Source organism: Cohnella phaseoli, assembly GCF_003386235.1.
GTDB classification, from domain to species: Bacteria; Bacillota; Bacilli; order Paenibacillales; family Paenibacillaceae; genus Cohnella; species Cohnella phaseoli.
Genome location: NZ_QRDZ01000019.1, coordinates 176,441 through 189,868, shown reverse-complemented (window position 1 = coordinate 189,868; position 13,428 = coordinate 176,441). Strand labels below are relative to the sequence as shown.

Here is a 13,428-nt window from a genome sequence, read left to right as displayed (position 1 = left end):
CCTTTTTTGGAGAAATGATGGATAACGCGTCATTTCTACAATAAAGGAGCTTTAATGCGTTTGGCTACGAGAAAACAATCATAATATTCCTTATACAGGTAATTATGGAGATCGTTTTTTCATGTTAGGTTTGATGCATGACTAGTGCAAAAAAGTGCCTCCGAGCTACCGATGCTGCGGAGTAGAGGCCAAAAAAGTGCCTCGGCGCTACCTAAACTGCGGAGTGGAGGCCAAAAAAGTGCCTCCGAGCTACCGATGCTGCGGAGTGGAGGCCAAAAAAGTGCCTCCGAGCTACCGATGCTGCGGATTGGAGGCCAAAAAAGTGCCTCGGCGCTACCCAAACTGTGGAGTGAAGGCCAAAAAAGTGCCTCCGAGCTACCGATGCTGTGGAGTGGAGGCCAAAAAAGTGCCTCGGCGCTACCCAAGCTGTGGAGTGGAGGCCAACGACCGGGATCGCCCATAGTCCGTTTAACCTCACAACCTTGCCCCGGGGAGCAAGTTCATCTTTGTATCAAAACATCGGTCCTTAGAGGCCGGTGTTTTTTTTGCGTTAACCAGAAGAGACGCCAGAACGAATGAGCATGCCCCATACTCCACGTTCCCCAAAACCTTAAGAAGTTCTTCATAATTATCCTAAACGGATGTTCATATTTTCCGCTTACCATTAAGATATGGAAAGACGACTTAGGGCGTGTCTGCAAACTCGCTCAGGGGCATCTTTCACCGCCTTTTCGCCCCCTGCTTCGTCACTTTTACTTGACGTACCTCCGGTACGCCTTCACAAAAGTTCCTTGCATGGAACGAAAATTCGGCCAAATCTGCTGTCCTCGGAGTATGCAGACACGCCCTAGGGAAAGTAGAGTGAAAGATGGATAAGTTCTTCGTGCTCGTTGTGGATGATGATAAGGAAATACGGGATGCCATCGAGATTTATTTGAAAAATGAAGGCGTAACGGTGTTGAAAGCAAAGGATGGGGCTGAGGCGCTGGAGATCATTAACGAGCATCCCGTTCATCTTATTATTATGGATGTGATGATGCCTCGTCTCGACGGAATTGCCGCTACGTCCAAAATCCGCGAGCAGAAAAACATTCCGATCCTGATGCTAAGCGCGAAAAGCGAGGATAGCGACAAAATATTGGGCCTCCACGTCGGCGCGGATGATTACGTGACCAAACCGTTTAATCCGATGGAGCTCGTAGCCCGCGTGAAATCCCAGCTGAGAAGGTATGTAACGCTGGGCTCGTATGAAGGCATTAAGAAAGTGATTGATCTTAAGGGGCTTACCTTAGACAAATCGGCCAAGGAAGTCACCGTTCATGGCGAACCGGTAAAGCTTACGCCTATTGAATACAAAATTGTTGAGTTTCTGATGACAAACGCCGGCCGAGTGTTCTCGATTAATGAAATTTACGAGCGAGTATGGAAGGAACCCGGCTTTAACGCGGAAAATACGGTAGCCGTCCACATTCGAAACATTCGGGAGAAAATCGAAATTAATCCGAAGAATCCGACTTATTTAAAGGTGGTGTGGGGAATTGGCTACAAAATGGAAAAGTAGGCTCAGTATCGGCGTATGCGCGTTTTTGTTTACTTTTGGCCTGAGCGGGCTCATCATCGTATCCGCATTCGGTTCCACTTACGTTCATCGCGATTATTTTCACACGACTCAATTTCGCGACGAGCTTAACCTATTTGCCCAATATCTGAACTTGTTTGAGTTAAACCATATTCCAATAGAGAGTGCGAAGCAATCCATAACAGTATCCCAAGATGAAATCGAGGAGTACCGGAACAGGTTTGGAAATATCACGGAGAAACTGACCTTCCTCAAAGATGAGTATAAATTTCTAATTGATGGAGCCGAATTGGCGAATAACCAAGACGCAGTGGAGATCTACATTGCGGAAAGAGATCGAAAGATCGAGGAGATCACTCAAATTTTCAAAAGTGACGATTACGCTAGAGCAAAGATTATAACGGATAAGGAAAAGAGGGTGGAGGAGTATTACCAGGGAAAAGAACAATATTATTTGGATTTTTTAAGCTACAAGGGGCAGCTTCAGTATTATTTTACAAGCGATGTGTCCGATAAGGTCTATACTAATGTCATTCTTGCCGATGACGAATCGATTACAGATAAGATGAACTCCCATAGCATGAGCTATATCTCCAGCTATTCGATCCCAACGGAAGACTCGGATTCTTATTACTGGCTACGCCAATACAATCAACGAGCAAATTCACTCATTCCGTTCAAAGGAGAGATCGCGGTATCCAAGGCCTTGCCCTCATCCAGCTCCATTGCGATTAAGTACAATAAATACAAGCAAGAACAAACCCTTGTGTGGGCCTATACTTTGGCAAGTATCGTTTCTCTTATTCTATGTCTCTTCGTTATGAAGAAGGCAAGAGTTATGCCGGCAGCAGTCGAAAGAGGAGCACCCTATTACAATAAGCTCCCAATCGACGTACGGGCAGCATTGATCCTCCTGACAGGTTGGGTAACTCTATATTTATTGTTTTCGATACAAGATCAATTCCTATATGTCTTGGATAATCCCTTCGTTTCCGGCTGGAGTCTTTTTATCGGGATGGTATTCGCATCGATAGGTTTAGCGATTACGCTTGCCCAAGGAAGGCTAATGGCGGGACGAATTAAGGATTGGGAATATATACAAGAAGAATGGCGTAAGGGACTCTTGAATAAGGCCGGGCAGAGCGCTAAGGCACAATTCATTCAAATCAAGATCAGCCTGAAAGACGCTTTCCTCAAGACGAGCACGGGGGCGCAATTGTTTATCGTGTTAACGATCGTATTCGGTTTAGGATTAGCGGCGTTAATGGTGATCCTGAATCCCGATTTTATGGTTGCTTATATGGTGCTGCTTGCCGCTATAGGCGTCCCTCTCTCGATGGTCTTGATCAGGAGAATCGGGTATTTTAATCGGATCGTATTACAGGCGAATGAGCTGGCAATCGGCAAGCTGGGCCCGGATGTGCAGGTGCCGGGAAAATCCGTGTTGGCCACGCTTGCCGGTAATATGAACGTATTAAAGCAAGGAGTAACAACGCTGCAGAACGAGCAAGCCAAGAGCGAGCGTCTTAAAACAGAGTTGATTACCAATGTCAGCCATGATCTTCGGACGCCGCTGACCTCCATTATTACGTACACTGAGCTACTGAAAAAGGAAGATGTCTCGAACGAGGACAGAATCGCTTATGTGGAAATTATCGATCAAAAGTCGCAGCGGTTAAAGGTACTGATCGACGATCTGTTCGAGGTTTCGAAAATGGCGAGCGGCAACGTGGAATTGAATAAGGAAAAAGTCGATCTGGTCCAGCTTTTACAGCAGACGCTTGCGGAATACGATAACATGATCAAGGAGTCCAATCTTCAATTTCGGTTGCCCAATATGGAAATACCCGTATATGCCTTTGTGGATGGGCAAAAGCTGTTTCGCGTTTTCGATAATTTAATTGGCAACGTTCTGAAATACTCCCTGGAAAATTCGCGCGTCTATATTACGATCCAAACGTCGGGCGATCATGCGCTGATCTCGTTTAAGAATGTATCCAAATATGAAATCAGCGAAAACAGGGATGAGCTGTTCGAAAGGTTCAAGCGCGGGGATTCTTCCCGTCATACGGAGGGCTCCGGTCTTGGGCTGGCGATAGCGAAATCAATCGTGGATCTCCATGAAGGCCATCTTACGATTGATGTCGATGGCGATTTGTTTAAGGTGGCGATTTCTCTCAAGATGCAGCCTTCTTAATCAGTTGAGGAGGCTCATACAAACCAAATAATCCTCCCAAAAATAAAATTAGTTTGTGAAATAAATCACAAAAACTTTGAGCCTCTTGTAATATAATTAAGACATAACAAGAAGCAAGGAGTGATCCTCATGTTAAACAACCGCAAAGATGAACAACTAACCCAATATCTTCTTCAGTTTTGCTATACATGCGATCGAGGACACGAATGTACGACAGCAGAAATGACGATCGCGTGCATGAAAGAGAAGCATCCCGAAGCCGCTTGTCGCACAGCGCATGATGAGACACGTGAACTGTTACGATGGTACGAGCAAGCTTGAGTGCCGGGGCTTGGGGGGCAGTCGTCGCCGCCGTCTGCTGTGACTGAATTGAGACCGGGTATAGTACGGAGAACAAATTAAGACTTCTCTCTAAACTTCGACTTAAGCGGTCGGAGTTTTTTACGTTGAAATAATCTGATCGTGTCGAATAATTGGGGATTATGCGATAATAAAGGCAACAAAAGGCCTTTTTACTTACCTAGATGCTTCTCGGTTAACAACATGAATCACGGGAGGAAGCGGCTATGTATCAATATAAGCTATCCGATAATATCGATCCTCAAGAGAATATCAATATGTTTCGGTATTCGACAACAAGCAGCGATTACGAGCACACTCATGAGTTTTTCGAGATCGTGTTCATCGCTTCCGGAAGCGGCGTACATAACGTAAGCGGGGTGAGCTATTCGGTTGAGCGTGGGGATGTGCTGTTTATCGACTTCGATCAGACGCATGCTTTCTCGTCGGATACGCAGATGACGATCGTCAATTGCCTGCTCGATCCCGTTTTTATAGGCAAAGAATTAATGAATGCAGAGAACGCTATAGATATTTTGACGCTGTCGGCTTATGTGGAGTTCAGCACGAAGGTCAGTCGGTTTGTACCGAAGGTCATTTTCCGGGGAAAAGATCTTCTCAAATTGGACTTGCTGTTCGAGAGCATGCTGGAAGAATTCGAGGAGAAGTCGATCGGCTATAAAACGGCGATCCAAGGATATCTACAGGTGCTCCTCACGTATATTTTCAGAAAGATGAGGGAGGAAGGCGACGAGAGCGCTTCTCTTCTATCGCATAAAGTGGCTTCCGATATGCTGCAGGACCTGGAGGCGAGCTTCTTCGGTAAAATCTCGCTGAACGAGCTTGCCGCAAAGTACAGCTACAACGCCTCCTATCTCAGCCGAATCTTTAAAGCATGCTACGGCAAAAGTCCGATGGCGTTCATCCATGAGAAGCGAATGGACGAAGCGATTCGCCTCCTACGGGAAACCGACCTGACGGTAGAGGAGATCGGACGCCAAGTCGGGTACGGGGAGAAGAAGCAGTTTTATAAAATATTCAAACAGTATACGGGACTGACGCCAAGCAAAATGCGAGACGCCAGGAACAAAATGACCACTATTAAGTAAAAAGGTGCGACTGCTTTACATAAAACGACCTTCTATAATAAAGGAAACATCAAGGCAAGGAAGGTCGTAGATTCAATGAATGTGCATAATCGCTACTATCGAATGGAACTGGACGATACGTCCGGAGCTTTGCTGGCACTGAACAAGGGGGATAAAGAATTCATCCGCGCAGGCGTGAACAGGCCGTTGTTTACGATTCGCTTTCGTGATCCCGGCGGCGGAATTCATGACGTCTTAGCCCATGAATCGAAAGCGGTTTCAGTATCTGCGGCAGAAGGGGCCGACCGAATCGAAGTGAGCTATTCGGAGTTCGGCGAGCTTCCGCTCCGCGTGCTGGTGACGATTCGCTGCCCGGAAGACTCGCCATTTACCTACTGGCGTCTAGAGGTCGATCATGAGACGGACTGGATCATCGAATGGATCGATTTTCCGACTGTAGTCGTGCCGAATGACCTGACCGCAACGGGAGGAACGGGCAAGCTCGTCTGGCCGTTTAACGAAGGCGTCTTGATCGAGGACGTCGCCGTCCGCGAATCGACTTTCGCCCACTACGTTGAGCCCAATTATCCGAGCCGCGGCATCGACGGGATCTACCCGGCTATTGTCCCGTCGCAGTTTATGGCGTACTACGACGATAGCGGAGGGCTCTATTTCGGAGCGCATGATCCGGACGGACATGTGAAGTGCGTCGAGTTCTACCCGGTTGAAGACGGGATACGTCTGCAGTTTCGGCTATATCCGGGAGGCGGCGCCTATGAGATGTCTTACGACATGGTGCTGGGCGTATTCGACGGGGACTGGCATGACGCGGCGGCGATTTATCGGGACTGGTACGAGGCGAACGTCCGGCGCGACTCGGTTCCGATTGCCGAGAACAATCGGCTTCCCGACTGGTATGCGGACTCTCCGATTGTCGTGACCTACCCGGTGCGGGGCAGACACGATATGGACGTCATGGATCCGAACAAGCTGTTTCCTTACTTGGAAGCGATGCCGCATATCGAACGGCTGACAGAAGAGTTCGGCGGCAAAATCATGGTGCTTCTGATGCACTGGGAGGGCAGCGCGCCTTGGGCGCCTCCGTATGTGTGGCCGCCGTTTGGCGGGGAGGAAGCGTTTCGGACGTTCGCCGACCGGCTGCATGCCTCCGGACATCTTCTCGGCGTCTACTGCAGCGGTATCGGATGGACGGAGCAGAGCAATCTGATCTCGTCGTACAATCGCAAGGAGCAGTTCGATCAGGAAAATCTGGCGGACGCGATGTGCCTTTCGCCTGAAGGCGATCTGCCTTACTCAAAAATCTGCACGGCCCAACGCCGCGGTTACGACTTGTGCTCGACTCATCCTTTTACAATCGAGACGATGGTATCCGAGACCAGGCAAATGATCGAGGGCGGCGTCGACTATATCCAAGCGTTCGACCAAAACCATGGCGGAACTTCTTATTTCTGCTACAGCCGAACGCACGGCCACCCGCCCGCACCTGGAAAATGGCAGACAGAGGCGATGAATACCCTGTTCCGCAAGCTGCGAGAGACGGCCGATCAGGTCGGCAGAAAGGTGCTATTCGGATGCGAATCCGCTTCGGCGGAGCCGTATATCCCGGACCTTTTGTTCAACGACGCTCGGTTTAACCTTAACTATTTTATCGGGACGCCGATTCCACTATATGCTTTCCTGTATCACCGCTACATCAACAATTTCATGGGAAATCAGGTCATGGCCCACGAAGCCTTCGACCACGGCCGCTCCCCGGACAATCTGCTGTACCGAATGGCTTACTCCTTCCATGCGGGCGATATGTCGACCGTGGTACTGACGGAAAACGGCGAGATAACGTGGAACTGGGGAGTCGGTCAGGATGTCGGTCTGCCCGAGCAGGAGTCGATTCTTAAGTTCATCCGCAATACGAATCCATGGCGTACCGGAGCAGGCAAAGCTTATCTCTATCAAGGGCGCATGCTGAAGCCGTTCCCGTTGTCCGGCGTTGGGGTGCAGCGATTCAGTATGCATGACGGCCGCGAGTTTGCGGTGCCTGCGGTGCTTACCACCCGATGGGAGGCGGACGACGGCAGCCAGGCTCAATTGTTCGTCAATTATACCCATGAAGAGCAGGCGTTCTGCGTGGGAACGGGGGCGCTCTCTGGGAGGAATGCCGTCTTGCTGACGCATCCGGACGGCTCGCAGCCGCTTACGGTACAGGCCGATGAATCGGGAATACTTTCGTGCTCCGTGAAGCCGCTTAGCGCAATTCTGATTCAGTTTTAACCGGAAACGAGATGGAAGCGCTCTCCGTGAGGAAAGGAGGTGGGAGGAATCTCAAGCGGGCATGATGGTGGAGCGGGGGATGTCTTCCGCATCGTTTCCGGGGGATTTACATGAAAACTAACAAAAGGGGAGAGTAACAAGAATGAAAACGATGTTAACGAAATCCGTATGCTTGTCGGCAGTTGTCGGAGTGGCCTTATTGACCGTAGCTGGCTGCGGGGGAAGCAAGTCCGAGCCGAATTCGGCCGGGAAGTCGAGCAATACGGCGGAGCAGGGCGGGCAGACGGAGCAGGCCGCAAAAATTAAAATCAAATTATGGGAAAAGCCTCAACCGGATGCGCCTAAAGGCAAAGTCGAAGCCTACAATGCCATGATGGCGAAGGTGAAGCAGAAATTCCCCAACATCGAAATCCAGGATGAGACGCTGAAGCCGGGCACGGACTACAGACAGGAATATGACAAAGCGCTGATGGCCAATGAAGCGCCGACCGGTTGGCGCGAATTGCCGAACGTCGATATTCCAACCCGGATCAAGAACGGAACGATTGCGGACATCAGCGAATTCTACAGTTCATGGGAATACAAAGACCAGATGATCGACACCTTCAACGAATCGATATCGACAGCAGACGGGAAATGGTATGCCGTCCCGGTTTTCAGCGGATTCATCAATACACTGTATAACGCGAAAACGATCCAAGCAGGCGGCGGAGATCCAGAGAAGCTTCCGGAAACATGGGCGGAGTTCGCGGAGATGGGGCAGAAGATTACCGATGTCGGCGTACCGAGATTCGGCTATGAAATCGTAGGCATGGATTGGAATGCGTGGCCGTTCACGGCATGGGTATGGTCGGCCGGCGGAGAAATGGTCAGACCGAATGACGATGGCACCTATAAAATCGCATTTAATGAAGAAGCGGGCGTAGACGCCGCTGTATTCTGGAACGAGATGGTATGGAAGCACCAAATGACGCAAAAGGATACGCTGCAGGACTGGAACAAGCTTCAGGATGATATTATGGCGGGTCGAGCTGCCTTCTCCTGGTTTGACGTCAGCGGCCTGGATCAGACTGCTCTGGATAAGTATGGTCAACAGATGAGCGACTTCGGCATTATGCCGATGCCCGTGAAAGACAAGTCCATCACTAGGCCTTCGCTAGCGGGAGGAAGAGTCATTACGATTAATCCGAAGGCCAGCAAGGAAGAGCAGAAGGCGGCGTTCGACGTATTGACCTATATCACCTATGACGAAGAGCTTCTGAAGGAGCAATGGGAAATTGCGGCGAGAGAGAATATTTCCGATCTGAACGTTCCAGCCCGCAAAGACCTGTACAAGCTCAAGCTAAGCCTATCCACTACCGTGCCGGAGAGAATCAAGCAAGAGCTGGTCGCCGCTGCCGCGGGCGCTAAGTCGGAGCCATTCTGCCCGAACTGGAACGATCTGAAGAACGCGCTGTCGAAGCCGTTGCAGCAAATTCTGCTGAAGAAGGACATTTCGCGCGATGAGGTCAAGAGTCTCTTGGACAAAACCGCGGATGAGCTTTACGCCAAATATCCGGACTCTTTCCGTAAATAGACCCTGAAGATTGGGTGGTAGACAGAAATGAAACTTCTCTCGAGAAAAAAGAGCGGGAATGACCAATTCGCAGCATGGGTTTTCCTTCTTCCCGCTCTGCTCGCTTTTTTGATATTCAAATATTATCCGATCCTGCTAGGCTTTTTTATCTCCTTCTATGAAATCAATATCGTGGAGCTTCCCGGCAAATTCGTCGGGTTCAGCAACTATTCGCGCGCATTCGCGGACCCGGACTTCTATGCCGCGCTTCGCAATAACGTAGAGTTTTGGGTCATCGGCTTAATCCTGAATTTCTGGCCTCCTATTATTTTGGCGTTGCTAGTCAACGAAGTCAGGAAGGGTAAGACGTTTTTCAGAATGACGTATTTTATTCCTGCCGTAGCGCCCAGCATTGCGATTCTTGTGTTATGGAAATATATTTATTCGCCGGACTATGGGTTGGCCAACGCCATTCTTAATTATTTCCATTTGCCGGGTCTGACCTGGCTGAACGACGTGGCTCTGGTGAAATGGGCGATGTACTTGCCGGGTCTGATTATTTCCGGCGGCATGTCGATGGTCATCTATATGGCGTCCTTAAACGAGGTTCCGAAGGAAATGTACGAATCGGCGATGATTGACGGAGCCGGCGTCGCCAAACGAATCTGGCATATTACGCTCCCGTTCATTATGCCGATTGTCAAAGTCATGTTTATTATGGATTTGATTAATAGGTTTAACGAAGCGGCGGTTCCGCTCGTGTATACGGGAGGCGGTCCGGTAGGGGAAACGACGACGCTGATCCTCTATGCTCTCAAATCCGCCATGAACAATCTGGATTATAGCTACGCCATTACGCTCGCGAATATCGCCTTTGTCATCATCTTTATTATCACGGCGTTACAGATGAAATTGACTTCCCGAGAGAAGTAGGAGGAAAGCACGTGTCAGTCCTGAATGAAGCCGAGATCAAAAAAACGAAAGGCAGAGCGCTTCATGGAGGCATCATCGCGCTGTTGCTCATTGGCATACCGTTTCAGCTCTTTCCGTTTTTTTGGATGGTCTCCAATTCCTTTAAGACGAGCCTAGAAATCATCCAGATTCCTCCCACTCTGCTTCCGGAAACCTGGAATTTCTCCGGTGTCGTCGATACATTTGCCAAATATCCGCTGTGGGAGAATTTGTGGAACACGATTGTGTTGTGCGGAGGGGTTATCCTGACGCAAATTCCGATCAGCGCTATGGCGGCGTTCTCCTTATCCAAGCTTAAGCCTAAATTCAGTAAGACGCTGCTGCTGTTCTTTCTTGGTACGCTGATGATCAGCAGTCAGGCACTTATGTTTCCGACTTATATCATGCTATCGGACCTTCCGATCATCCACGTGAATTTATTGAACAACTATCTGGCGTATATTTTGCCTTCCGCTTCCTGGGGGTACATGATCTTTTTGTTTAAGGGATTTTTCGACGGCTTGCCGAACGAGCTGATGGAAGCGGGGAAAATCGACGGAGCGGGTGCCTTCCGGATGTTTGCGCAAATCATCGTCCCGCTTTCCAAGCCGGTATTCGCCGTAAATATTTTGCAGACGTTTATGGCGGTATATAACGATTTCATTATGCCGTTATTCGTATTTCCAAGCGACAAGCTATGGACGATTATGGTCAGAATCTATACCGCGCAGAACGGTTCGTTCGCGACATGGAACAACATCATGGTGATGTTGACCGTTGCGACCATACCCATTCTATTGCTCTATTTTGCCGTTCAGAAGCAGCTGGTTCAAGGCATTTCCATGACAGGTCTGAAGTAATCATTTTGATGAAAAGAGGGGATCACCGTGAAGAAGCATTTGTTATTGGTCGTGTTAATGCTGTTCTCAAGCGGAGCCATGTCTGTGTATGCGGACAATCCACCTACACCTGCAGGATCGTCCTTCTGGGTGCCGACCAATACGGAGAAGGTGCTGCGCAATGCACCGTTCCCGAATAGCCCGAAGCAGACTCTGAACATGGAAGCGGCCAAAAATGAATACGAAAGCGGACAGGTTATCTTCAAGGCCGCCGATACTTCTTTGACGGGCGTGAGTGCCAGCGTCACCCATCTTACCGTGACCGGCGGAACGGCTGTCATTCCCGCAAGCAGCATTCAATTGTATCGAGAGCATTATGTCCAAGTGACGACGCCAACGACAGGCGCTTATCCGACAGGCTGGTATCCCGATGCCCTTATTCCGCTGAATGCGAACAGCGTCTTCAACGTGCCGCTTGGACAGAACCAGGGGATCTGGCTTACGGTCAAGGTGCCGAAAGGGCAGCAGCCGGGCGATTACCAAGGGCAGCTTACCCTTCAGGCCAACGAGACCTCATTCCAGGTGCCGATCACCTTCCGCGTCTGGGATTTCGAATTGGGCGACACGCCCCATACGCAGACTGCGTTTGCCATTACAAACAGTCAAGTGGCCTATTACCACGGGGTAACGCCCAACACTCCTGCTTATTGGACTTTGATGGAGAATTATTACTGGGCCCAATTGGAATACAGAGTCGCATCCGGGGACTTGCCGATTCCAACGGACGACGTCGATGAATATATTCTGAAGGCGGAACCGTTCCTGTCGGATCCGCGGGTGAATAGTTTCCGAATTCCTTACTACGAGGGCAATCCGACCAAGACGAAAGAGCTTGTGGATAAGCTTCGGAACAAAGGCTGGCTAAGCAAAGGTTATTTCTATGTATGGAGCACGGATGAGCCGGAGCCCGCCCGCTATCCGCTCGTACAGCAAATCTCCAACGAGCTGAAGACGATCGCGCCGGACGCCAAATTCCTTGTGACCAAAGAGCCTGTCCCGGAATTGACGGGCTACGTAGACACATGGGCTCCGCTCCTGCACCTGTACGACCGTAACGCGGCTCAGGCTCGCTTGGCGGTCGGCGATCATTTGTGGTGGTATACTTGCGTCGTACCGCAGCATCCTTATCCGTCCTATCATATCGATGACGACCTGTTGGGTGCGCGACTGCTGTCATGGATGCAGCGAGAGAACAAGATAGAGGGCAATCTGTTCTGGTCCACTACTTTCTTCCTTAAATATGACAGGTCTCAGAATCAGGACGTCGATCGCGACGTGTGGAACGATCCGATGGCTTACCCGGGAGCGAACGGCGATGGTTTCTTATTGTATCCGGGCAGGGATCTCGGAATTAACGGACCGATACCGTCCATTCGGCTTGACGCGATTCGCGAAGGTTTGGAAGATTATGAATATTTGTGGTTGCTTGAAGATCGCATGAAGGCTGCGGCCCTGCAGCTTGGTATCGCTTCGTTCGACGTCGACGCGGAGATGAAGTCTTATTACGATCGGCTGTATAAGTCGGTTAGTCGTTACGACGAGGAGCCTGAACGATTGCTGCAAGCGCGCCGGGAGATTGCCGAGCGAATTGTCGCCTTGCAACAAAGTCCGCTCGCTCTCGTCACTTCGGAGACGGTCGAGAACTTGAAACAGCGGGTGACCATCTATGTTGGGACGGGGACTTCGGTCGCGTTGGAGGGGCAGACACTGTCTCCGGCGGAACAGCACGGGCAGTATGTCGTCTACACGAAGACGGTCGATGTACAGCTCGGAATTAATGAGCTGCAGCTGACGGTTTCAAAAAACGGCGTCTCGAGAGAGCAAACCATCGTTCTGTTCGGTCAAGATCCGGCGCCTCCGGTATATACTATTCCGCTCAATTATGCGGAAACGAGCCAGGATCTGGCCAGTTGGCAAACGAACAGCGTCAACTTGAGCATGTCGACCGAGCATGTCACTCAGGGCAATTATTCGTTGAAGGCGGAATATACGACAAACACAGAATTCCCGAGTATAAGATTGTTCGGCGCGGGAACTGCATTCCCGTCGGCGGATTGGTCGAAGTACATCTCCTTGAATTTTGACGTCTACAATCCGAATAACACGCAGGTGATGGTGGCCGCGAAGTTTTTCGACGAGGACAACACGCCGAACGATACGCATCCGATCGTCATCGGTCCGAACTCGTCCAAATCGGTCAGCATCCCGCTCAATGAGCTGGGCAATCTCGATCTGACTCGGATGAAGGGAATCGAGCTGTGGATGAAGCCGGATAGTCCGACTACCGTCTACTTCGATAATTTTCATTTTCTCGGGTTTGAACCTCTTACGGTAACTCCGCTCAATTACGCGGAGACGAGTCAGGATCTGGGCCGTCTGCAAGGAAACAACGTCAACTTGAGCTTGTCGACTCAGCATGTGACGCAAGGCAATTCTTCGTTGAAGGCGGATTATACGACGAACGTAGAATTCCCGAGCGTGAGAATGTTCGGCGCGGGAACCGCATTCCCATCGGCGGATTGGTCGAATTA

General features: G+C 50.1%; 8 protein-coding genes. All 8 read left to right on the top strand.

The annotated features are described in order from the left end of the window. Positions 1-868 precede the first annotated feature (868 nt). Positions 869-1,561, top strand: coding sequence for a response regulator transcription factor (locus tag DFP98_RS22805; RefSeq protein ID WP_116062912.1), 693 nt, complete (start codon positions 869-871; stop codon positions 1,559-1,561). Then, the gene (locus DFP98_RS22800) at positions 1,539-3,776 is read left to right on the top strand and encodes a sensor histidine kinase (protein WP_116062911.1); all 2,238 of its coding nucleotides are present in this window, start codon (positions 1,539-1,541) and stop codon (positions 3,774-3,776) included. The genes DFP98_RS22805 and DFP98_RS22800 overlap by 23 nt, the downstream gene beginning before the upstream one ends. A 566-nt stretch (positions 3,777-4,342) precedes the next feature. Then, positions 4,343-5,224 carry an AraC family transcriptional regulator gene (locus DFP98_RS22795; protein WP_116062910.1) on the top strand — a complete coding sequence of 294 codons (882 nt, stop codon included), beginning with the start codon at positions 4,343-4,345 and terminating at the stop codon, positions 5,222-5,224. 75 nt (positions 5,225-5,299) lie between these two features. Beyond that, positions 5,300-7,492 (top strand): DUF6259 domain-containing protein, encoded by a 2,193-nt coding sequence (locus tag DFP98_RS22790; protein WP_116062909.1) that lies wholly within the window; start codon positions 5,300-5,302, stop codon positions 7,490-7,492. Positions 7,493-7,634: 142 nt separating this feature from the next. Then, entirely contained in the window at positions 7,635-9,068 is a 1,434-nt protein-coding gene (locus DFP98_RS22785; RefSeq protein ID WP_116062908.1) for an ABC transporter substrate-binding protein, read from the top strand. A 27-nt stretch (positions 9,069-9,095) separates the two neighbouring features. Continuing rightward, positions 9,096-9,980, top strand: coding sequence for a carbohydrate ABC transporter permease (locus DFP98_RS22780; protein ID WP_116062907.1), 885 nt, complete (start codon positions 9,096-9,098; stop codon positions 9,978-9,980). Between the two features lie 11 nt (positions 9,981-9,991). Beyond that, positions 9,992-10,858 (top strand): carbohydrate ABC transporter permease, encoded by an 867-nt coding sequence (locus DFP98_RS22775; protein WP_116062906.1) that lies wholly within the window; start codon positions 9,992-9,994, stop codon positions 10,856-10,858. 27 nt (positions 10,859-10,885) lie between these two features. Next, positions 10,886-13,428 (top strand): DUF4091 domain-containing protein (locus tag DFP98_RS22770; protein WP_116062905.1); only part of this gene is annotated, 2,543 nt, incomplete at its 3' end.

Excerpts from the sequence above, each read along its gene's own strand:
- DFP98_RS22805 (WP_116062912.1), top strand. The coding sequence starts at position 869 with ATGGATAAGTTCTTCGTGCTCGTTGTGGATGATGATAAGGAAATACGG.
- DFP98_RS22785 (WP_116062908.1), top strand. The coding sequence starts at position 7,635 with ATGAAAACGATGTTAACGAAATCCGTATGCTTGTCGGCAGTTGTCGGA.
- DFP98_RS22790 (WP_116062909.1), top strand. The coding sequence starts at position 5,300 with ATGAATGTGCATAATCGCTACTATCGAATGGAACTGGACGATACGTCC.
- DFP98_RS22780 (WP_116062907.1), top strand. The coding sequence starts at position 9,096 with ATGAAACTTCTCTCGAGAAAAAAGAGCGGGAATGACCAATTCGCAGCA.
- DFP98_RS22795 (WP_116062910.1), top strand. The coding sequence starts at position 4,343 with ATGTATCAATATAAGCTATCCGATAATATCGATCCTCAAGAGAATATC.